We start from the raw sequence: 18,918 nt of genomic DNA on the forward strand, positions 1-18,918 counted from the left end.
TGCGCAGTTCTTATGCGGTGCCAAGGACCACGCCACACCGCATCGCGCCTGTGATCGCAGGTCGTGCTCCACATAAAACGACGCTCGAGATAATGCGCCTTATGCGGAGCTCCGCATAAGGCGCACGCCAGGCGTAAGTTCCATGAGCTGTGGGTCAACCACGGCAGCCCGATCGGCGAGCAGGCCTTGAAGTTCTTCGGCGAGCTCTACGAGGTTGAACGGGTCGTGGCCGAGCTGGGACCAGAAGACCGCCGGCGCGTGCGCCAGGAACATTCACGGAAGGTGGCCGATGCGCTGCACCAATGGCTCACCGCGCAGCGGCAGAAGGTGCCTGAGGGCTCGGCGACCGCCAAGGCCATCGACTACAGTCTGAAGCGCTGGCTGGCGCTCACACGCTACATCGACGATGCGAATCTGCCGGCCGACAACAATCGGGTGGAGAACCAGATCCGGCCGATTGCGCTTGGAAGACAGAACTGGCTGTTCGCCGGCAGCTTGCGCGCCGGCCAGCGAGCTGCGGCCGTCATGAGTCTGGTGCACTCGGCGCGTCTGAACGGCCACGAGCCGCACGCGTACCTGAAGGATGTTCTCGAGCGGCTTCCTACGCACCCGGCCAGCCGCATTGCAGAGCTGCTGCCGCATCGTTGGTTGCCAACCACGGCTTCCTGATCCACGCCGTTGTCAAGACGGGTTCACCGTGCGCTTACGTTCCAAGTGGGCCTCTGATGCAATCGACATTACGCTAGGCGACATGGTCAACGACCCGGTTGCGGAGAAGGATCGTGACGTCGATGTGACGGTGACGATCGGGGAAAGCGGTAGCCCTACGCATGCGTTCATGGCCTACGAAGTGAAACACGAGAAGGCACCGCTCGATCTCGTCAAGATTGAGCAGCTCTGCTTGAAGCTCAATGACATGCCGTCGCTAACTCATCGAGCAATCGTTTCGACGTCGGGGTTCTCGGCGCCTGCGAAAAAGAAGGCGGCCCATCACGGGATTGAGCTCTACGAATTCCGCGCGTGGACGCGGCCGCTCGAGGAGCAGTTCCCTGCGCTGGCGATGAAGGGCACCATAGAGCAGTGTTTTCCGACGCGGAATGCATTGCTTTGCTGGAAGTGGTTTCAATTTCAGCTGGAACTTGAAGATCCAGGGGTGGGATTCTCAATCAACCCTTCCGATCAGCTATTTGATGCCGAAGGAAGGCAGCACGGAAAGTATTCCGATTTCAGTGCTTATGCGAGCGCTCTGCTGTTGAGATCTACAGACATCCTCTACCGTAGTGAGGCTGCTCAATCCGTTCTTCTGCGATTTCCCATTCCGTTTTCGATGCCGGACGGGGCCATACCGTCCGGGCCCGAGTGGCCACATACCCATACTTTGGAGGTCGCAAAGGATGACGTGTTTGCAATGATCGGACAAAGGCGACTTCAGATTGTTCGATTCACCATTGGAGGATTCTTGTACTGGGAGCGGGACATGCGGAGACCTCAGCACCATGTCATTCAGCACGTCGATACAGGGGAGGTGTTTGCAGGCGCGCTTGTGTGCCAAGGTGGCATCGAAGGTCAGATGACAGCGCTCGTTTTTTCCCCCGACTCTCGCGAAATCGGTATCCAACTGGTCAGACTTGCGGAAAAGCATTTGAACTCGATCCGCAGACTTCAGATGCAGCTTCAATCAAGCTCCGAGCGCTTTCCTCCTGCTGCGGCTCATAGTTTCACCGCATCCTCAAGTTGAGGCCGGTCGCTCCCGTTGTTATGGGCGAAGTTATCCCGGCCCTTCGACGTGTTCCGTGACTAGGCGGACGGTCTAGCGGCCACGTTGCTTCTACAGAAATCGCAAATGCAGAGGAGCTAGTTTGAGCGAGGCACGCGCGCACCACTTTATCTCGCAGTGTTACCTAAGAGGCTTTACTCTGAACGGCTCAAAGAAGTCAAAGCTTTGCGTTGTGTCATTGGCGGAGGTCAAGTCCTTTGAGAGCAAGCCTGATGGAGTGGCTCATCGCCGCGATTTCAATCGCGTTGAAGGGCTTTCTGCGGGTGCAGTTGAGTCCGCATTGTCCGGATTTGAAGGAGTAGTTGACTCGGCCTTGAAGCAGATCCGGCAAGACCGTTCCCTTGCCAATACTGAAGCTTGGAATCACGTACTCAATCTGGTGGCGCTATTTGCAGTTCGGCATCCCCTGCAGCGGGAGCAGACTAGCCTGTACTTGGAGAGGATGATGAAGATGATCCTCGATCTGATTACCGCTACGCCGGATCGCTGGAATGCTCACCTCCAGCGTGCGCGTGCCTCAGGTGCGGTCGAAGCTGGTGCTGAGATAACCTACGAACAGGCGCGCGACTTCGTGAAGCGTGACGAATTCACAATCGATGTACCGACGGCGCGCCACATCGGACTTGAATTCTCAGTCCACGACGCGGTGCTGCAAACGCTGGCAAACCGAAGATGGCGATTGCTACTAGCTGGCCCAGATGCGGGGAGCTTTGTTACTAGTGATCGCCCAGTTCTTCTGGGGCACTCAGATGGATCGGAACCCAGCCTCCGCCGACCCTTGGGGCATGGCTTATCTGGCACCTCCGTGTTTTTCCCAATCAACCGAGAAATGATGGCAGTTGGGACCTTTGAAGGTGAGGGCGGCACACAAGAACTGACTCCCCGAGGAGTGGCCCTATACAACGGGCTTACTCTCTGGAATGCGCACAGAGAAGTCTATGGCCCCGATTGGCGTAGCCTGTTTTCGCTCAATGGGGGAAAAATCGCAACACTCAAAGAGTTACCTGATCTCGTGAGGGCTTTGAAGAAAGCCCGCTAACTGCTATTCCGGATCTTCGACGCTGCTTGGTTCGTTATGTCCCGTTCCAACCGTTTCAAGCTCCACATGCGTCGTGAAGCCATCGTGCCCTGTCATCGTGTGCCGCACCTTGATCGTCAGCCATTCGGTGTCATCGATCTCTGGCTTCCAGCCTGAGACCTTCACGGGCGTTTGCGGGGTCAACATGGGCTGACCGAGTGCCAGCGTCAGGTCGAAGGTCGCGAGGCCTCGTTGAATGCGTCGCCACTCTGCTTGCGCGGCGGCGCGCGAGTCAGCCTCGTTTGCGAACGTGTCCTTCAACCGCTTCGCGTTGCCGCTCTTGCCTACAAGCACACCGCGCCGCTTCGCCCGCTTCGGGTCGTGCCAGTACGCACGCACGCCGCTGTAGGCGTCCCGGTCGCTCGTGTGATAACGGTGGATGTCGCCATCGGCTCTCGTGATTTCGATGACCGGGATGCTCTCGCCCGTTGACGTGGTTGTGCCAACGATGGGCAGGAAAAGCAGTCGCCCCCGTTTGATGGTCGCCACGGCGTCGTGCAGCTTTGCCAGGCGGGTGATGAAGTTCAGGTCGCTCTCGTTGGTCTGGTCGATGTGCTCGATCTGCCGCGCGCCCAGGGCAGGATCGATACGTGCTACCAGCTGGTGCCTCGCGGCCGTCTGCCGCACGATCTCGCCCACGGTAGCCCCGTGGTAGCTGCGCTCCACGCGCGTGCGCAATGACTGATGCATGTCGGCGCTGCGGGCCCGGATGCAGATCTGGTCGGGGGCGCCGCTGTGCTCGGCCTCGCCGACGATGAACGTGCCCTTGTCGATCAGGTCGGTACCAGCCCAGCCGATAGCGAGCTGCAGCTCGCGGCCTTTGGGCGGGATCTCCAGCGCCCCGTCATGATCGTCGAGCACGAGATCGAGCTGGTCGGCCTCGTTGCCCCGGCACTCGTTGAGCGTCACGCTGATCAGGCGCGCGTCCACCATTGGGGTGATGTCGCGGTCCCCGATCTTGAGGCGATAGGTGGGCGCTGGGTGGGCTGGGTGCTGGTCTTGCGGATCCATCCTCACGCCTCCACGTCGTCGCCGGTGCCGTCGTCATCGCCGATGGAATCGGTCTGCCCGTCGTCGACGCGCTCGAGCTGCAGCTGGAATTCGATGCGCCTGGCCGCGCCATTGGGCAGAAACACGGTCTTCGTCTCGGTGAGGCTCTCGATCACGTACAGGCCGTACACGATGCCGGTGCCGTCGACAAGCGGCCACGAGGCGCCCAGGTTGCCCATCTCGCGCAGCTCGTCGAGGGCGACGGTGCCGCCCGTCAGCTCGGGCATCAGCACGCCTGACAGCTGGAAGGTGTCGTCGCCCACGCCGAGGAACTGCCGCGCCGCGCGCGCGCCGATGCGGCTGTTGCTCGCGTGGCGCCACTTCATCTGCCGCTGCAGCTCCTGAAAGGCCAGCGTGTCGAGGCAGAAAACGAACTGGCCGAGGGCCATCATCATGTCCATGGGGGCTCCGGTCAGTCGATATCCGACAGCGAGGACTGGCCGGCGGCGCGTTTGGCGCGCTCGCGGCGATCCAGCTCGGCCGAGACGGCGCGGGCAACGGCTTGCGGGTCCATGCCCGGCGCCGCGTGGATGTGGATCTCGTATTTGGTGGGCGCCATCGGCGCGAGCCGGCCAGCGCTGGCGCTGATGGGCGCGCGGTTGTCGATCAGCGGCATGCTGTCGGCGCCGGCAGTCACCGGCAGCACCGAGGCTGCAGCAGTCGCGACGCCGAGCGCGGCCTGGCGCACGGACCCCGCGCGGCTAGCGATGCCGAGCGCCGCGCCATTGCTGATCTCGCCACCGGCCAGCATGAAGACCCGGCTCGGGCTGCGGATGCCGAGCTTTTCCTTGAACCACGCAAGGGCCGAATCCGCCGCGCCGGAAATCGCGGACTGAACTTGCCCCAGCGCGCCTGTGATGCCGTTGGCCAGGCCCGACATGATCTGCGCACCGAACTCGGTGAACTTCGCCGGCAGCTCGAAGCCGAACCAGCGCATCGACTCGGCGAAGGCCTGGTAGAAGAGGCCTGCCGACGACCAGTTCAGGATCGCCGCGCCCACGGTGGCGAGGGCTGCAGGCACCGAGCCTCCCAGGTACTGCCAGAACTGGTCGAAGGCGGCCTTCGCCCGGTTCCACAGGTCGACGAAGAAGGTGCTGATGGGGCCCCAGTACCGGTAGATCAGGTAGGCGGCTACAGCGATGGCGGTGATGATCAAGCCGATGGGGTTCAGCAGCAGCGCGCGGCCGAGCCACAGCAGCGCGGTGCCGGCCAGGCGGAAGCCCGTGGCGAGCAGCCCGAGCACCCGCGCGAGGACGCCTCCCTGTATGCCCATGGCCGCGAATGCAAAGCGCATCGCCACGAAGCCGAGGATCGCGGGCCCGACCACCAGCAGGATGCCGCCGAGCGCGACCAGTGCCACTGCGAGCACGCCGATGCCCGTAGCCAGGATCTGGGCGAGCCGTGGGTTGGCCGCCATCCAGTTCGTGAGGCCCTTCATCGCGGCCGTCGCGAGCCGCAGCGCGGCGAGGTAGGCCGGCATGATGCTGTCGCCGAACTGCTTGTAAAGGTCGTTGCGCCGCGCGGCCAGCTCCAGCTCGGCACCCGAACTGGTCTGCAGCGCGCGGTCGTAGAGCGTGCCGATGCCATCGGCGCCGGCGTTGAGCTTCGCGTTCTTGTGGATCTGGTCGCGCTGCAGGTACATCTGCGCGAACAGGTTGGAGGCTGTGCGGTTGCTGAAGATGCCGCCCATGGCGTCGAGCACGTCCTGCTTTTCCGTGATGCCCTTGGCCTTGAGCGCCGGCAGCAGGATTTCCTCCATCCAGCGGAACTGGTTCTCCCGAAAGATCTCGCTGCCCTTGAGCGCGCCGACGCCCAACTGCGAGATCTGGCCGACCTTGTCGTGCTTGACCTTCGAGGGGTCGGCGATCAGCCCGAGGTCGCCGAGCATCATGGCCGAGCGCTTCGTGGTCTTGCCCTGGTAGATGTTGGAATAGGCCGACATCATGGCCGTGCCCACGCGGTGGCCGCCCATTTCCTGCACCAGCGGCTCCATCTGGTAGTAGAGGGCCTCATCGGTCAGGCCCTTGGCCGCGACGCCGCCGGTCTTGATGACGTTGAGCCACTCTTCGCCCTGGACGCGCCCGCCCGTGGCGGCGATCACGCGCTGGATCTTGTCGGCCTGATCCTTGAACACCTTCTCGTTCGCCAGGCCGCCGCGCAGCTCGATGACCTTGAGCATGTCCATGAACTTCTTCTCGTTCTCGTGGCCTTGCTCCTCGCCGTAGATCGCCTCGTTGGCGAACTTCATCTTCGCCAGCGTGGGCGCGACCATCTCGGCGTGGTGCAGATCGGCGAAGACGCTGAGCCCGTCACGCACGAGGGACAGGTTGTCCCGGGTGCTGGTGCCGTAGGTCTCCATGGCCTTCGCGTACTTGATCGCGTCGCCCGTGATCTTGTCGCCCAGTCCGAGCGCGGCGATGCGCTGCTGCGCGGTGGCGAACTTCGAGCTTTCAGCGATGGGCGCACGCATGGCGTGCAGCACGGCAAACCCGGAGCCGGCAGCGACCGCGCCGGCCACCGCTGTGTTGTGCCCGAGGTGCCGGCCATTCTGGTATTCGGCCTTGGCCGCGTGCATGGCGCGCTGGCGCTCGCCGAGCTGCTTGAGCTTCGTGGTCTGCTCGTCGATCACGCGGTTGGCGGCCGAGATCTCGGTGCGCAGCCGGCGCTCGTGGGTGCTCATGGCGGCGGCGCTGATGCCGGCGGCCGTGAGCTTGTCGCGCAGGGCCTGTACGCGGGTAGCCTGCCGCTGGTGCTGCTCGCTCAGCGCCGCCGCCTCGCGCTTTGCGGCGGCGAAGTCGCGGATCATGGACTTCGAGGGCGGGCCCATGGCGCCCAACCCCTGCGCCAGCTGCTTGACGCGCGCCTGCGCGGCCGTCAGCTTCGCCGTGGTGTCCTGCAGGCCGGTGCGGATCTCGCGGAACTCGCCCACGCTCTTCTGCTGGGCGTTGAGCTCCTTGAGCCTGTCGCGTGCGTCGCGCAGCGCCTTGGCGGTCTTGCTGCTGCTCTCGGTGACCTTCCTGAATGGCGCGGAGGCCTTGTCCAGCGCCTGCAGGATCACCATCAGGCGCAGATCGCCGCTACCAGACATGCGCACCCCCTTGCGAGGCCGCCACGAGGCGCTGTTGAGGCTGGAAGGGGGAAGGGTGGCGCATGGGTCTACTTGGGCGGTTCGTGGCGTTCACGGGCGCGCTCGCGCCACTGCATCAGGTCGGGCACCGACATGTCATCCATCTGGGCAGGGCCCCAGTGGAAGACGAAGGCGAGGTCCGCCATCGCGTCTTCTACGTGCTCTGGGACGCGGGAATCCGGTCCGCACTCGGCAGCAAAAAATTCACCATCTCCGCGCCGAGCTGCGCCAGGTCGGATGGCTCCAGCGCCTCGATCTCGGGCTTCGTGAGCGTGGGGACCGTGACGCGGGGCAGCACCATGGTCAGGGCGATCACGTCCATCTGCATGAGCGCCGAGAGCGAGGTGCCGCGCAGCTCGCCGGAGCGCGGCTTGCGGACGACTACCTTGGTGATAGTTTGGCTGCCGCGCTGCACGGGCGTGTCGAGCGTGACTTCGCCGGCAGCATTATTAGGGGCGCTGCTGGGCTTCGGGGTGACGTCGATCACGCCGGGGTCGTTGTTATCGTTGAGGTTCATGGTGCAGGAAGAGGAAGTAAAAAGGGGAGGGAGGCGCCGGCAGCTGTGGGCGCGGCTGGGTCAGGTCAGAACAGGCCGAGCGCTCGGCGGATCTGCGCCATGCGATCAACGCCGCCGACCACCTCGATGAAGTTGACGAAGTCGATCTCCACGATCACCTCGCCGTCGATGGTGAGCTTGTAGTAGCTCAGCGAAGACTTCACCTTGATCTCGGTCTTCTCGCCGGCCTTGGCGTTGCCGAAGTCGATTTCCTTGTGACGCCCACGCATCACCACCTCGCAGGACTGCACGTCGGCGGTGTCGTCGGCCTGGATCGCGCCGGCAAGCCGCAGCAGCACGGCGTCGTGGGTAGGTGCGCCCCACTGGGTGAGCAGGCTCCTCATGTAGCCGGCGGCAGTCCATTCGAACTCCAGGGCCTCCATGCCGAGATCGATGCTGACCGGGCCGTTCATGCCGCCGGCGCGGTATTCCTCCATCTTGCGGCTGAGCTTGGGCGGAGTGGCCTCGGGCACTTCGCCGAGGTAGGCGTTGCCGTCGTTGAACAGGATGAAGTTCTTGAGTACGCGGGGGAGGGACATGATGTTTTCCTCTGTGGATCAATGCGCGGTGATGCGGTCAGGCAGCCTTGGCGACCTGCTCGGCGAAGTTCTCGTAGTAGCGGCCCGTGATGCGCTGGCGGAACATCAGGTTCTCCAGCGGCGCGCAGGGCGTGAAGTCGTAGTCGAGGATCAGGTTCCCGCTCTTGAGCTCGTCGGCGGTGTTGACGTCACCGTCGACGGCCCACGCGCTGCCGCCCACGAGGTAGCCCGAGCGCGTCAGGAAGCGGAACTTGCTGTTGACGCCTTCGAGGATGTCTTTCACCAGACCGGGCAGCAGCGGCTTGTCGTTGGCCCACATGTGGGCCTCGGCGATGGTGTCGGCAAGCACTTGCGCCGTGCGCGTGGCGGACTCGAAGGCGAAGAGCGGGTCATCGCTGCAGGTGCGCGAACCCCAGAAGCGGTAGCCGTCGCGGTTGATCAGCGTGGTCACGTCGCCGGCGTTCAGCACGCCCGCGTCGGTGGCCGGATCCTGCAGATCCCAGTAGATGTCCTGGCTGATGCCCGTGACGCCGTCGACCGCGACGTTCGAGAGCGTCTTGTGCCAGCCGATCTCGTTGTCGATCTTGGCGCGCAGGCCGAGCGCGAACGCGACAGCAGGAGCGCGCGCGTTGGCCTTGGCGACCGTGTCCCATGCGAGGAAGTCGGGATGGATCACCATCAGCTCGCGCGCGCCGAACTGCTTGCGGTATGCCGTGGCTTCCTCGACCGTTTCGCAGCCCCAGGCGTTGACGTAGGCGAAGGCGCGCAGGCTCTTGGCAATCGTGGAGAGCGCCGTGGCAACGGGCTGCGAATCGAGCCCAGGGCAGCCGAGGATGCGCGGCTTGATGCCGAGCTTAGCCTGGGCGGTCAGCAGGGCCTTCATACCGGTGCGCTGACCGCTGGGCAGCACCGTGCCGATGACGTTGCTTGTGGTGGCGGCTTCATCTGCACCGGGCTCGACACGGACCACGACCGTGATCGGCCGGGCCAGCGCCGCGATGTACTCGAGCGTCTTCTTGAGCGTGCCGGTCGAGCCGGCCTTGCCCATGGCGTTGTACACGTTTGTCACGAGGACGGGCGTGTTCAGGGGAAAGGTCACCGGGTCGGCGTCCGGCGCGGTTGCGACCAGGCCGATGATCGACGTGTTGATCACGCGGATGGGGCGCGTGCCTTCGTTGATCTCGAAGACGCGGACGCCGTGGTGGTACTCGGTGGTTGCCATGATGGGTTACTCCTGATGAATTGGGGGGCGTTCAGAGCTGCGCGGCAGCGAGAAACAGTTCGTCGAGCGCGGCATCGTCGAGCCCGATCAGTGGACCGAGGACGGAGACGAAAGGCGAAAAGCGCTCGACCGTGGCGCCGTAGTTCCAGTCGATCTCGGCAGCTTCTCGCTGCGGGCTCGGGAGCGTGGCGATGGCTTCGTCGACCGCCTGCAGCTTGTGCACGGCCAACAGCGCGCGACGTGCCTGACGCATGCTGACTTGATGCGGAACCATGTCCGGAAGAGCTTCGAGCACGGTCTTCGGTCGCCCGCCCGGGCCGGGCTTGATGGTCCAGCCCGCCGCCTGCTGCGCTAGCAAGCTCTCGTGTTCTTCGACGGCGAGAGGGACCGCATCCAGCGGCAACTCGGCGTGCACTTCGTCGTCGAAGAAGCCGTTTTTCGAGGGAGAGTAGAAGAGCATGCTTATCTCCCGATCGCCAGCCAGTAGATGGCGAGTGCGGTCTGGGCGTTGTTGAGGGTGGGGTAGGCGCTGAAGCCGGTGAGGCTGGTCGTGCCTACGTTGACGACATTGCTGTTGTTGCTGGCGCTGGTGGCCTGCGCGCTCAGGTAGAGCAGCGCGCCGGGGAACGCGATGGGGAAGGTCAGTCCTTGATTGCCGGCGAGGTTCGCCGTGCCCCATTGCAGGATGATCCCGTTGGGCAGCTTTTGGTAGTTGTTCGTCGATGTGAACTGGTCCTGCCGCACGGCGTGGCCCGCCCCGGTGGACGCTGCAACGTTGAAGGTCTGCCCGGCGTCGCCTGCCTTCGGTGCAAAGCGGGCGTCGGCAGTGTCGCGATTGAGCGCATGGCGCCCGTTGGTGGCGGCGGCGATCTGCAGCCCACCTCCGTTGCATGCGATCAGCACGTACACGTCGAGGCCGGCATTCCAGACCACTTCGCAAATGCAGTTGGCGATGATTTCGCCGCCCTGTAGCGCAGCGCCACCGAGGCCATAGACCGGCTTGGCGCCGAATCCATTCTGGTTGATCGTGGTGCCGCCCGTGTTGGCTGCCTTTGCCTTGATCCACAGAACCATGCCGTCGACGCGTGCGACCGATGCGGGCACGTAGTCGACCACGATGGCGTTGGCCACGCCGGTGTCCAGCGCGAACATCGGGGCGTTCTTCTGGATCAGCGCAACGGCCGTGCCCGGGTCTTCCGCTCCGATGTTGGCGCGCGCCTGTGTGGCTTGCGCGGGCGTGAGTCCTTGCGCGGCGTCATGCCGCACGTACTGGGCGTGAGGGTTGGCTGCAGCGCTGTGCGAGGCCAGATCGACATCTGTCGCGTATTGCGGGTGTGGGTTCGCCGCAGCAACGTGGTCGGCCAGGTCGGCATCGGTGGCGTACTGCGGGTGCGGATTTGTTGCGGCGAGGTGTGCGGCCAGGTCCGCATCCGTCGCGTACTGCGGGTGAGGGTTGTCCTTCGCCTCGTGGACAGAGACTGCGTCGCCGACCTTCAGCGCGAGTTCGGCGTCGGTGAAGGCCCAGCGCACCCATTTCGCGGTGTCGGCGCCCGGTGCGACGTTGAGGCTCTCGCCCACGCTCTTCCACGTGCTGCCGCCATAGTTGACATAGGCGACGTTTGCCGGGTAGGTGAAGGTTGCTTCCCACGGCGTGATGTTGCGCAGGCGCTGGTAGAGCGTGCGGCTCGCGAGCTGTCGCGGGGCGAGGTTGTCGATGCCGGTGGGTCCGCCCAGGACCGGGTCATCTTCCTCGAGTTGGTAGATCCCCGCTGCCCAAAGGTCCGTTTCGTTGAGGTTTGCCATGTCAGGCGCTTCCGTGGTTGTAGGCACCGTCGCGTCGGGTCGCACCGTTGTGGCTGTTGGCCACGGCGGCATAACGCAGCGCGACCAGATGGCAGCGAGCGGGGGCAACGGACGGCAGGAGCTTGCGCAGGCGCTCGGCCTGCGCATTGGTGATGGGCCGCTGCAGGGCGATCATGTAGGTGGCCCACGTCGTGATCAGCGGGGCATGCGGATAGATGCCGTTGCGGCGGATCGTGCCGTTGTGGGTACGGCCGCCCACGCGCTCGATGATGTCGATCTCGCCGAAGCCCAGCGAGCGGATCAACAGGCGGATGGCCCAAGGCGTGCCCTTGTGGCGGTGGATCTCGATGCTGTTGAGGATCAGCGCGCGCTTGGCGTCATCGGATCTCGCGTCCTGCCAGGCCTCGACCGACAGCGTCCACGAGAGCCACGGCAGCAGCGGCGACAGGCAGCGCATGGCCGTCCACAGGTGCCGAAGGCCATCGGTGTTCAGCTCCAGCGGCGAAGCGCCTGCCAGCGCGAGTTCCAGCGCGGTGCGGTTGGGCGGCAGCAGGCGCTGCGAGGGGGCGAGGCTAGCCACTGACCACCTCCTCAAGTACGTTGATCGCGGTGACGCGCACCCACTGGGTCTTCGAGGACAGCATGTCCGCCGGCGGCACCATGATCTCGACGCGGTCCACGCCTGGCTGATGTAGCGCGGCATCGATGCCGGAGTGCGGCAACCCTTTGCCGAGCTTGCGGATCTTCAGGAGCCACTTGTCCAGTGCGATCTTTCCGTTCGCCAGCGCCACCTCGCCCGCCGGGCCTTCGTAGCGGTACACCTTCGCGGCGATGACCGTTTCCAGAATCTCCGGCCCTTGCACGGGCACGCTGTCGCACAGCGGGCGGATCTTCTCGTCGTTGAGCGCGGCACCCACAGTGACGAGCAGAGCTTCGGACGGAACGCCGCTCGGGGCGGTGGACAGCACCGTCACGCGCACGGTGCCGGGATTTGGGCTGTCGATGCCCACGTCCGCGACTTGCGCGCTGGCGCTGAGTGCGTGGAAGCGGTAGCTGTCCACGGGCCCAGCGGTGGTGATGCCCTCGGGCGCGAGCTGGATGCGTTCGCGGAAGCGCTCGTCGTCTTCGTAGACGGCCTCCATCGGAGGCACGGCGGTCGGGTTGGCGGGCGTGACGACCAGGCGGAAGACCTTGTAGTTCGCACCGAGGTTGTCAAGGTCCGTGCCCGTCGCGTAGGCCAGCATGCAGGCCTTGGCCGCGTCGTTGATACGCTGGCGCATCAGCAGCTCCTGATACGCCATCTCCTCGAGCAGCTTGTAGGCGGGGTCGGATTCGAGGACAAGGCCGTAGTCCGGGTAGCGTTCCTGAAACGAGGCAAGGCGCGCGGCGAGGATCACCTCGAAGTCGAGCACCTCGATCACGGCCGGCGCCGGCAGCAGCGACATGTCCATGCTCATGCGGCGGCTCTGATCTGGACCGGAACGCGCATCGAGAGCACGCTGCGGCGCTGGCCCGGCGGGCTGTAGATGCCCTGCAGGTCGAGCACCACCTGGCCGGCGGTCTCGGTGCTGAAGATCTGCACGCGCGACAGACGCAGGCGCGGTTCCCACTTCATGAGCGCGCCGGCCGTGGCCGCGTACAGGCGCACGCGGGTGGCGCCGTTGTCCGGGCGGTCGATCAGCTCGGGCCAGAGGCTTCCGTAGGCGCGACGCATGACGCGGGCACCCAGCGGCGTGGTGAGGATATCGGCGATGCTCTGGCGCAGGTGCTCGATGCCGTCGAGCGCCTTGCCGGTGACGCGGTTCATGCCGCTCATGGCACTGCGCCGCCTGCTGTGCGGCCCTCATTGTCTTCCTCGATGTGGCCGTGATCTTGCAAACTGATGTCGCCCGCCTTGATGTCGCCGCCATCGGTCGCAATGCCGTGGCCGTTGATGAAATCAACATCGCAGTCGATCTGCGCGCCTTTGCCACTCGGCCCCACGCCATAGCCTTCCATGCCGGCCAGCCAAGTCAGCAAACCCTGCACGACCAGTTCGCCTGTGGTGATGGTCTTCGGTGCGTCGAGCGTGATCTCCTGCGAGTGCACCTTCGCGCTCTCACTTGCGGTCACGTCGGCCGTCTTGCACTGCACGGTGATCGAGTCTGGCACGGTGATGTCGGCGGTGCCGCCGCCGGGCAGAGTGACCTTCAGCGCGCTCGCACTGTGGTCGTATTCGAAGACCGCGCCATCCGGGTAGGTGGTGCGCTCGACGTCGGGGCTGTTGCCGTTGGCGGGCACGCTGTCGCTGAAGAGGCCCACGAGCACAAAGCCCGAGGCCATGTCGCCGCCTGGCGAAAGCACTAGGCACTGCTCGCCTACGAAAGGAGGGGACCAGTGCCGCACGTCGCCAGCACGGCGGGCAAACCAGCTCAGCCAGTTCGTCATGAGACCGCCCGACTTGACGCGGCATCGGTAGCTCGCGTGATCGACCTCCGCGATGGTGCCGGCCCGCACGAGGTTCTCGATCAGGCGCTGCAGCTCAAAGGGGGACGGGGCCTTTCCAGACATGCTGTCGATGGTGCCGACCGTGCGCGCGCGACGCACTCCATATCGGTTGTGCCCGGGCGATCTACAACCGAAAAGCTAGAAGGAGATGAAGCAGTCGTAGGCCCGGACCAGCCAAATCCTTCGAGCCTTTTCCGCCTTCCCTAGAATCGTTAGCACATGACCTGTAGGAGGGACATATGGGGCAAATAGCGAAAGCGGCAGGGTGGATTGTTAAGGCGGTCAGCGGGTTTGTCTTGAAGCAAATCCTTATGTACCTGATCTCGCTCGGTGTGCTCGGCTATGTCCTTGCACAGCTATCCGCTGTACCGCTTGCGATTCGTGTGGCCGTCGCTGTTCTGGTGCTTTGCGTTGCGTTTTGGGCATTCTGGAAGTTTTTTCTGCTAAGGCCGATCGAACCCAAGATCGTTCCTCTGTACTGGGATTTGCTTTTCAAACATCCTTTCAAGCGAACCTCCTGGAATTTTGACAATTACATCGGGTACAGCCTTTCTGCGAAAGGTCCTGCGACCGTGTTTGGCTTTCAGGCCCGTTTTCGTTTCAACTGGTGGGCTGGATTCCTTGAAGAGGCTTTCATCACCAGCGTTCAGACGGGCGAGCGTATCGATCTGAAGTTCAACAGTGCAGGCGCAAGCCCAGTCGCTCCACCTAGCCTGGTGCCGCTCTCGCAAATAAAAAGCTTCCTGCCATGGACGTGGGTCCTCGCCACTGGTGCGATGGAACCCGTTTCGGAGAGCGATTTCCTGGAACGCTTTGGGCATTTCCGCCTGACCTTCAAGATAAAGAACCGCCTCGCAAAGCACGTGGACTTCGGCCTGGCCGAGAACATCACCTATTTCGAGCGCGCACATGCCGCTGCACTGGCGCTCGAGAAGCCCGGCGGCGTCGTTTTGAACTAGCACGCAGGAATCGACGAGGTCTTCACATCGAAGTGTGGGAGTCGCCCCCAAGCGTGGAAAGGATTAGGTCTTTGACGAGTTCGCGGTCGACGTCGGTTAAGCCGAGCAGGCCGCGTGCCGGGTACTGGTATGTCGGTCCGCCGGGCTGCACCAGGTCGCGCAGGCCTTCGTGGTGCACGCGGGCGATGCGCGCCGTGCGGCCGAAGAAACCCACGGCCACGCCTTCATCCTCTGCCTCGACGCGCAGATGGTGCGCGGCGCGTAGCTTCTCGAACATGGTGCGTCGGATGCTGCCCTTCTGCAAGCGTGCGTTCGTCGTCTTGCGAGGCTCGTAGGCGCTGCCATCCGGGTTGCGCTGGCCTGCTATCCGGGCGGCCTGCTGGCGGCGTAGCGCCTGGCCGATCTTGCGGGCCAGCGCGCGGCGCTTCGGTGCGGTGAGCTGCGAAAGCAGCGGCGTCGCCCAGTCCTCGAGCGCGCGCAGATCATCGACCACGTCAGAACTCCGTGGCCGGGAAGTCCCAGGCGGCGAGCTGCTGGCCTTCGAAGAAGACCACGATGCGCTCGGCCTGCGTGATGGTGCCGAGGTGCGTCGGTTCGCCCGCGTGCGTCACGTCGTAGCGCTTGACCGTCTCCGGCGACGTGGGGTCAGACCCGGGCTTGACGATCACGCGCTCGGTCAGGTCGATCTCGATGGAAAGATCCATCGTTTCCTTGTTGAGGTATTCGGCCTCGAAGCGCAGGCTCTTCTCCCGGAGATCTGGGTTCTCGAAGATCTCGACCTGATTGGTGCGCAGCCAGGCCAGCAGCGGCACGAAGATCGCGTCCGCGTGGCTGCTGTAGTCGAGCACCACGAGCTTCAGCGTGTAGCGGTAGACGAACGACAGCGAGGTCGCCGCAGCGGCGACGATCCGCCCGTTGGTGATGAAGATGGTGAGCTTGTCCGGGTCGTTCTGCAGCTCGGGCGTCGCGGCCGACAGGTGCGCGCGCAGGCTATGGGGTTTGAGCACTGGTGCTCCCGGCCCGGGTCAGGGCGTTGATTCGCTCGCGGACTTCGTTGTAGCGGTCGATGCAGGCGTTGAGGTCGAAGATGGCCTCGTCTCCGTCGCCGGCGATTCCTGCCACAGCAGCCGCAAACGCTGGGTCAAGTTCGGCTCGCGCTTGTGCAGGCTCGCCGGCAGCGGCGGCACCTGCAGGCCCGCCTGCAGGACAGGCGGCGATGCGGGCGGGGACTGACACCCGCACACCACCAGTGCGAAGCTTGTGCTCCAGAAGAGCTTTTTCGCCTTGAACACGTTGGATCTCCTTTGCATGCGCCGTATCGCGCGCGGCGAGGTTCTCGGTCATCTGCCATTGCGCGGACAGGGTGCGCGTGAAGGCGTCAATGGCGGCACGGGCGTTCGCGGTGCGCTCGGCCTGCCACTCCAGCCGCACGGCGCTCTCGGTGGACTTGCCGGCCAGGTGCCAGATCAGCCCTGACCACGCCGCACAGACAGCGACCGCGAGCAGGTAAGGCAGGGCCTTTAGCAGCCAGCTCATGGGAACTTCGCCAGCGCCGCCGCGATGGCCGGCTTGGGGTCCGAGCCGAGGAACAGCAGGCGTTCGGCTTCGCGGCGGCGCTGCAGGCCCTTCAGTACCGTGCCGCCCGACATGTTCCAGCGTGGGAACTGCGCTGCGGCGCCGGCCGTGTCGCCCGCATTGAGCAGGCGCACGAGCGTGGACTTCGCGAGCGCGTCAGCCCCGGCGTTGTAGAAGATCGAAACGAGCGCATCGAACTGCCGCTGGGTGACGGCCACCGAGACCGTGCGCCGCACCGCAGGCTCGAATTCGCCGGACATGCGGCGCGCGTAGCGCTGGTCGGCCTCGGCCAGCGTGATGCTCAGGCCGGGCACGACGTCGGGCCCGGTGTCGCCCCAGCCGATGGTCCAGGGCTTGCCGCTGAGCCGCGCGAAGGCCGCCGACACCGTGGTGATGCGGTAGGGGTCAATGCGGGCCGCGCTCAGCGCTTTGAAGAGCGGCGAGCCCGGGTCGGGGTATGCGAGCAGCCTGCACTGCTCGAAGTAGTGGGCGACCTCGTGGCCGTCCGCGCCCATGCGCAGTTGCTCATTCATGGCGGATCTCCCGGCTCACGTCGCGGCCGTGCAGGCGGTTGTTCTGCCCGGGGAACAGGCGGTTGATGGCGAAGCCCAGCTCCGAGATCGCGGCGAGCGCGACGGCCAGCAGCAGCCAGGGGTGCTCGCGCTGGCCGAGGAAGGCCGCCCAGCCGAAGTAGCCGCACAGCAGCGACAGCGCGGCGATCTTGACCCTGCGGGCTTTGCCGCGCAGTGGTGCGTCGTGGATGTCGGGCGCCGTATGCACGGCGAACTGCAGCAGCGCGGCCAGGCCGAGCAACACGGCGAGTAGCCACATCATGGTTTGCTCCTTTCATCGGTGGGCGGCGCGAAGTCGGTGCCGCCGGGCGCGTGGGCCGAGTGATCGCGACCCCGTATGGCATCGAGCAGGCGCACGGCGAAGCCGAGCGGGTCGTTGCGCATGGCCCCGCCCACGGACCGCAGGCCCATCCAGATGTCCTCGCTGACCACCGCGCAGGCGCCGACGATGGCAAGGCGCAGCGTCTCGGACGCCACGAAGCCCTCGATGCCGAGGCCGACGAAGACCGCGACCGATACGCCAGTGAGCAGGGCGCGCAGGAAGCCGCCCCAGCCGCCGTGGCGCTTCTCGACGACGCCCTGCGCCAAGCCAGCGAAGAGGCCCACGAGGGCGCTGGAAACGATGATCCCCAGCGTCTGGGGTTCGGTGAAGAGCTTCTTGAGCCAGTCTTGCATGTCTTCAGTCCCAGAGCTGCACGGTGCGGCGTGTCGTCGTGCTGGCAGGTTCGGCCAGCTCGACCAGCAGGCCGGCCGGCAGGATGGGCCCGCGATCAGCGAGCCCGGGGTTGAGGAGGAGGGTGGCTTCCACCACGCCCTGCGTGCGCTGCAGGTAGCGCCAGCACAGCAGGTCGACGGTGTCGTTCTGTTGGGTGCGGACTTGCATCAGATGAGCTCGACCGTGGTGCGGCGGATGCCGAGGAAGTCGGAGATCGCCCAGCGCAGGTCGCGGCGCAGATCGTCGGCGCGCAGCTCCAGCTTGTCGGCGGCCCTGTCGCCGGCGCCCGTGGTGTCGTAGTCGCGGTAGCGCTCGACGAGATCGGCCTGCACTGCGCTGTAGACGGCGCGCAGGTACAGCGCTAGCTGCGCGCTCTTGCCGTCGACCTTCGGTGAGGGCACGTCCTCGAGCTTCTCGCGGCCGAGCACGAGCTGCGCGCTCTTGTACAGCGCCAGCTCGGCGTTGACGCTGAGCACGGCCTGCACGGCGCTGTGGCGCAGCCGGTCGGGCGTCACCGTGCCGTCGAGCCGCGCGGTCGCGCGCAGCTTCGCCAGGTCGATGTCGGGAAACCAGCCGTCGTTCGCCAGCGCAGTCTCTGCGCCGGCGGCCGGGGTGGGTGGGTTTCCGAGCAAGTTCATGGCGAAGGGTGAAGAGGTCGGCGGTGGTCGGGCTTCATCCGTGGGCAGGCCGGTCAAGGTGCTTCAGGAATCAGCCCGAGCCGCCGGGGTCCGGGGTCGGACTCGGTTACGGCGCGGGGGGCGTCTCCGGCTTGTTGAGCCGGCGCTCCAGGCGCTCGATGTCTTTTTTCACGCCCACCTGTTCGAACAGGGCGAGGGCGCGCTGCAGGTGCTCCAGCGCCAGGCGCGCTTCGTCGATGGAGACCTTGTCGAAGTCCACATCCGCCGAGCCGGCCTTGCCGATGACGGCGAAGCCGAAGGCCTTGTGCAGCTTGGCGCGGGCCTGATCGGGGGCGTCGAGATCCTTGGTGCCGAAAAGGATCAGCGGCAGCAGCTGACGCGCATCGTCGCGGCCCATCTTCCCGGTGAGTGCGGCGGTGGCGAACTCGTCGATCAGGATCGTGCCGAGGTTCCGGTCGTACTGGTCGGGCGGCGCGAGGTCGTGCGTCACGGCGTACTGCGCGATTTCGATGGCGCGGTGGTAGTTGCCGGCGTCGATGTGCCACACGAGCACGGTGGTCAGCACCTGATCCTGCGCGCCGGTGCCGCCGGCCAGGGCGCCATCGATCCACGCGTCGTAGACAGGCAGGAAGGCGCGCTTCGCCTCGATCTTGCGCTCGACGGACTGGATGTCCTTGAGCGCACGGCGGTGCTCGGCGAGCTGCGCGAGCATGAGCTGGTAGGCGCTGCCCTGCAGCTCGCCGCCTGCCGGCGCCGTGGCCGACGCAATCATGGCGAGCTTGGTCTGCAGATGGCGCTGAGCGGGCGTCTGGCGCATGGT

The 18,918-nt window shown here is 65.1% G+C and carries 25 protein-coding genes and 1 pseudogene; 4 read left to right on the plus strand and 22 right to left on the minus strand.

Features of this window, described 5'->3' with window-relative positions:
* Positions 1–120: 120 nt before the first annotated feature.
* The 3 genes and pseudogenes from FHT32_RS05355 to FHT32_RS05365 all read left to right on the plus strand — a co-directional run.
* Positions 121–669 (plus strand): annotated as a pseudogene (locus FHT32_RS05355) (IS66 family transposase); the annotation flags it as partial.
* Positions 670–751: 82 nt separating this feature from the next.
* A complete protein-coding gene (locus FHT32_RS05360) occupies positions 752–1,738 on the plus strand; it encodes a restriction endonuclease (RefSeq protein WP_176663628.1) in 987 nt (328 codons plus the stop codon).
* Positions 1,739–1,859: 121 nt separating this feature from the next.
* Entirely contained in the window at positions 1,860–2,816 is a 957-nt protein-coding gene (locus FHT32_RS05365) for a DUF4238 domain-containing protein (protein WP_176663629.1), read from the plus strand.
* A 3-nt stretch (positions 2,817–2,819) separates the two neighbouring features.
* Here the strand turns inward: FHT32_RS05365 and FHT32_RS05370 are convergent, their stop codons facing one another.
* The 13 genes from FHT32_RS05370 to FHT32_RS05430 all read right to left on the minus strand — a co-directional run bounded on the left by FHT32_RS05370 (position 2,820) and on the right by FHT32_RS05430 (position 13,738).
* A complete protein-coding gene (locus FHT32_RS05370; RefSeq protein WP_176663630.1) occupies positions 2,820–3,866 on the minus strand; it encodes a phage late control D family protein in 1,047 nt (348 codons plus the stop codon).
* 2 nt (positions 3,867–3,868) lie between these two features.
* Positions 3,869–4,306, minus strand: coding sequence for a phage tail protein (locus tag FHT32_RS05375; RefSeq protein ID WP_256098894.1), 438 nt, complete (start codon positions 4,304–4,306; stop codon positions 3,869–3,871).
* An 11-nt stretch (positions 4,307–4,317) separates the two neighbouring features.
* Positions 4,318–6,993: a phage tail tape measure protein gene (locus tag FHT32_RS05380; RefSeq protein WP_176663631.1), complete on the minus strand. Its 2,676-nt coding sequence runs from the start codon at positions 6,991–6,993 to the stop codon at positions 4,318–4,320.
* A 68-nt stretch (positions 6,994–7,061) separates the two neighbouring features.
* A complete protein-coding gene (locus FHT32_RS05385; RefSeq protein ID WP_176663632.1) occupies positions 7,062–7,178 on the minus strand; it encodes a GpE family phage tail protein in 117 nt (38 codons plus the stop codon).
* 8 nt (positions 7,179–7,186) lie between these two features.
* Positions 7,187–7,549, minus strand: coding sequence for a phage tail assembly protein (locus tag FHT32_RS05390; protein WP_176663633.1), 363 nt, complete (start codon positions 7,547–7,549; stop codon positions 7,187–7,189).
* 65 nt (positions 7,550–7,614) lie between these two features.
* Positions 7,615–8,127, minus strand: coding sequence for a phage major tail tube protein (locus FHT32_RS05395; RefSeq protein ID WP_176663634.1), 513 nt, complete (start codon positions 8,125–8,127; stop codon positions 7,615–7,617).
* A gap of 37 nt (positions 8,128–8,164) precedes the next feature.
* Complete coding sequence (locus FHT32_RS05400; RefSeq protein ID WP_176663635.1) at positions 8,165–9,349, minus strand: phage tail sheath protein; 1,185 nt, start codon at positions 9,347–9,349, stop codon at positions 8,165–8,167.
* 31 nt (positions 9,350–9,380) lie between these two features.
* Positions 9,381–9,809 carry a hypothetical protein gene (locus tag FHT32_RS05405; RefSeq protein WP_176663636.1) on the minus strand — a complete coding sequence of 143 codons (429 nt, stop codon included), beginning with the start codon at positions 9,807–9,809 and terminating at the stop codon, positions 9,381–9,383.
* Positions 9,810–9,811: 2 nt separating this feature from the next.
* On the minus strand, positions 9,812–11,152 hold the full coding sequence (locus FHT32_RS05410) for a hypothetical protein (RefSeq protein WP_176663637.1): 1,341 nt from the start codon (positions 11,150–11,152) through the stop codon (positions 9,812–9,814).
* 1 nt (position 11,153) lies between these two features.
* Positions 11,154–11,732, minus strand: coding sequence for a phage tail protein I (locus tag FHT32_RS05415; RefSeq protein ID WP_176663638.1), 579 nt, complete (start codon positions 11,730–11,732; stop codon positions 11,154–11,156).
* Positions 11,725–12,609 (minus strand): baseplate J/gp47 family protein, encoded by an 885-nt coding sequence (locus tag FHT32_RS05420; protein ID WP_176663639.1) that lies wholly within the window; start codon positions 12,607–12,609, stop codon positions 11,725–11,727. Before FHT32_RS05420 ends, FHT32_RS05415 begins: the two co-directional genes overlap by 8 nt.
* Positions 12,606–12,968 carry a GPW/gp25 family protein gene (locus tag FHT32_RS05425; RefSeq protein WP_176663640.1) on the minus strand — a complete coding sequence of 121 codons (363 nt, stop codon included), beginning with the start codon at positions 12,966–12,968 and terminating at the stop codon, positions 12,606–12,608. Before FHT32_RS05425 ends, FHT32_RS05420 begins: the two co-directional genes overlap by 4 nt.
* Positions 12,965–13,738 carry a phage baseplate assembly protein V gene (locus tag FHT32_RS05430; protein WP_176663641.1) on the minus strand — a complete coding sequence of 258 codons (774 nt, stop codon included), beginning with the start codon at positions 13,736–13,738 and terminating at the stop codon, positions 12,965–12,967. Before FHT32_RS05430 ends, FHT32_RS05425 begins: the two co-directional genes overlap by 4 nt.
* 140 nt (positions 13,739–13,878) lie before the next feature.
* On the opposite strand from FHT32_RS05430, the gene FHT32_RS05435 reads away from it, so the two are divergent.
* The gene (locus FHT32_RS05435) at positions 13,879–14,598 is read left to right on the plus strand and encodes a hypothetical protein (RefSeq protein WP_176663642.1); all 720 of its coding nucleotides are present in this window, start codon (positions 13,879–13,881) and stop codon (positions 14,596–14,598) included.
* Positions 14,599–14,620: 22 nt separating this feature from the next.
* Here the strand turns inward: FHT32_RS05435 and FHT32_RS05440 are convergent, their stop codons facing one another.
* From FHT32_RS05440 to gpM, 9 genes are all read right to left on the minus strand, one after another.
* On the minus strand, positions 14,621–15,091 hold the full coding sequence (locus tag FHT32_RS05440) for a phage virion morphogenesis protein (RefSeq protein WP_176663643.1): 471 nt from the start codon (positions 15,089–15,091) through the stop codon (positions 14,621–14,623).
* A 1-nt stretch (position 15,092) separates the two neighbouring features.
* Complete coding sequence (locus FHT32_RS05445) at positions 15,093–15,605, minus strand: phage tail protein (protein WP_176663644.1); 513 nt, start codon at positions 15,603–15,605, stop codon at positions 15,093–15,095.
* Positions 15,589–16,134 (minus strand): lysis system i-spanin subunit Rz, encoded by a 546-nt coding sequence (locus FHT32_RS05450; protein WP_176663645.1) that lies wholly within the window; start codon positions 16,132–16,134, stop codon positions 15,589–15,591. The genes FHT32_RS05445 and FHT32_RS05450 overlap by 17 nt, the downstream gene beginning before the upstream one ends.
* Complete coding sequence (locus tag FHT32_RS05455; RefSeq protein WP_176663646.1) at positions 16,131–16,706, minus strand: lysozyme; 576 nt, start codon at positions 16,704–16,706, stop codon at positions 16,131–16,133. Before FHT32_RS05455 ends, FHT32_RS05450 begins: the two co-directional genes overlap by 4 nt.
* The gene (locus tag FHT32_RS05460; RefSeq protein ID WP_176663647.1) at positions 16,699–17,007 is read right to left on the minus strand and encodes a hypothetical protein; all 309 of its coding nucleotides are present in this window, start codon (positions 17,005–17,007) and stop codon (positions 16,699–16,701) included. The genes FHT32_RS05455 and FHT32_RS05460 overlap by 8 nt, the downstream gene beginning before the upstream one ends.
* The gene (locus tag FHT32_RS05465) at positions 17,004–17,420 is read right to left on the minus strand and encodes a hypothetical protein (RefSeq protein ID WP_176663648.1); all 417 of its coding nucleotides are present in this window, start codon (positions 17,418–17,420) and stop codon (positions 17,004–17,006) included. The genes FHT32_RS05460 and FHT32_RS05465 overlap by 4 nt, the downstream gene beginning before the upstream one ends.
* Before the next feature lie 4 nt (positions 17,421–17,424).
* Positions 17,425–17,628 carry a tail protein X gene (locus tag FHT32_RS05470; RefSeq protein ID WP_097199076.1) on the minus strand — a complete coding sequence of 68 codons (204 nt, stop codon included), beginning with the start codon at positions 17,626–17,628 and terminating at the stop codon, positions 17,425–17,427.
* Positions 17,628–18,098 (minus strand): head completion/stabilization protein, encoded by a 471-nt coding sequence (locus FHT32_RS05475; protein WP_176663649.1) that lies wholly within the window; start codon positions 18,096–18,098, stop codon positions 17,628–17,630. Before FHT32_RS05475 ends, FHT32_RS05470 begins: the two co-directional genes overlap by 1 nt.
* Positions 18,099–18,204: 106 nt before the next feature.
* Positions 18,205–18,915, minus strand: a complete 711-nt coding sequence (gene gpM / locus FHT32_RS05480) for a phage terminase small subunit (RefSeq protein ID WP_176663650.1) — start codon at positions 18,913–18,915, stop codon at positions 18,205–18,207.
* Between the last annotated feature and the right edge of the window lie 3 nt (positions 18,916–18,918).

The organism is Variovorax sp. SG517 (genome assembly GCF_013376045.1).
Taxonomy (GTDB): Bacteria; Pseudomonadota; Gammaproteobacteria; order Burkholderiales; family Burkholderiaceae_C; genus Variovorax.

Bases quoted from the DNA above. Each gene is read 5' to 3' on its own strand.
- FHT32_RS05360 (WP_176663628.1), top strand. From the start codon at position 752: ATGGTCAACGACCCGGTTGCGGAGAAGGATCGTGACGTCGATGTGACG.
- FHT32_RS05370 (WP_176663630.1), bottom strand. From the start codon at position 3,866: ATGGATCCGCAAGACCAGCACCCAGCCCACCCAGCGCCCACCTATCGC.
- FHT32_RS05375 (WP_256098894.1), bottom strand. From the start codon at position 4,306: ATGGACATGATGATGGCCCTCGGCCAGTTCGTTTTCTGCCTCGACACG.
- FHT32_RS05380 (WP_176663631.1), bottom strand. From the start codon at position 6,993: ATGTCTGGTAGCGGCGATCTGCGCCTGATGGTGATCCTGCAGGCGCTG.
- FHT32_RS05385 (WP_176663632.1), bottom strand. From the start codon at position 7,178: ATGGCGGACCTCGCCTTCGTCTTCCACTGGGGCCCTGCCCAGATGGAT.
- FHT32_RS05390 (WP_176663633.1), bottom strand. From the start codon at position 7,549: ATGAACCTCAACGATAACAACGACCCCGGCGTGATCGACGTCACCCCG.
- FHT32_RS05395 (WP_176663634.1), bottom strand. From the start codon at position 8,127: ATGTCCCTCCCCCGCGTACTCAAGAACTTCATCCTGTTCAACGACGGC.
- FHT32_RS05400 (WP_176663635.1), bottom strand. From the start codon at position 9,349: ATGGCAACCACCGAGTACCACCACGGCGTCCGCGTCTTCGAGATCAAC.
- FHT32_RS05405 (WP_176663636.1), bottom strand. From the start codon at position 9,809: ATGCTCTTCTACTCTCCCTCGAAAAACGGCTTCTTCGACGACGAAGTG.
- FHT32_RS05410 (WP_176663637.1), bottom strand. From the start codon at position 11,152: ATGGCAAACCTCAACGAAACGGACCTTTGGGCAGCGGGGATCTACCAA.
- FHT32_RS05420 (WP_176663639.1), bottom strand. From the start codon at position 12,609: ATGAGCATGGACATGTCGCTGCTGCCGGCGCCGGCCGTGATCGAGGTG.
- FHT32_RS05425 (WP_176663640.1), bottom strand. From the start codon at position 12,968: ATGAGCGGCATGAACCGCGTCACCGGCAAGGCGCTCGACGGCATCGAG.
- FHT32_RS05435 (WP_176663642.1), top strand. From the start codon at position 13,879: ATGGGGCAAATAGCGAAAGCGGCAGGGTGGATTGTTAAGGCGGTCAGC.
- FHT32_RS05450 (WP_176663645.1), bottom strand. From the start codon at position 16,134: ATGAGCTGGCTGCTAAAGGCCCTGCCTTACCTGCTCGCGGTCGCTGTC.
- FHT32_RS05455 (WP_176663646.1), bottom strand. From the start codon at position 16,706: ATGAATGAGCAACTGCGCATGGGCGCGGACGGCCACGAGGTCGCCCAC.
- FHT32_RS05460 (WP_176663647.1), bottom strand. From the start codon at position 17,007: ATGATGTGGCTACTCGCCGTGTTGCTCGGCCTGGCCGCGCTGCTGCAG.
- FHT32_RS05465 (WP_176663648.1), bottom strand. From the start codon at position 17,420: ATGCAAGACTGGCTCAAGAAGCTCTTCACCGAACCCCAGACGCTGGGG.
- FHT32_RS05470 (WP_097199076.1), bottom strand. From the start codon at position 17,628: ATGCAAGTCCGCACCCAACAGAACGACACCGTCGACCTGCTGTGCTGG.
- FHT32_RS05475 (WP_176663649.1), bottom strand. From the start codon at position 18,098: ATGAACTTGCTCGGAAACCCACCCACCCCGGCCGCCGGCGCAGAGACT.
- gpM (WP_176663650.1), bottom strand. From the start codon at position 18,915: ATGCGCCAGACGCCCGCTCAGCGCCATCTGCAGACCAAGCTCGCCATG.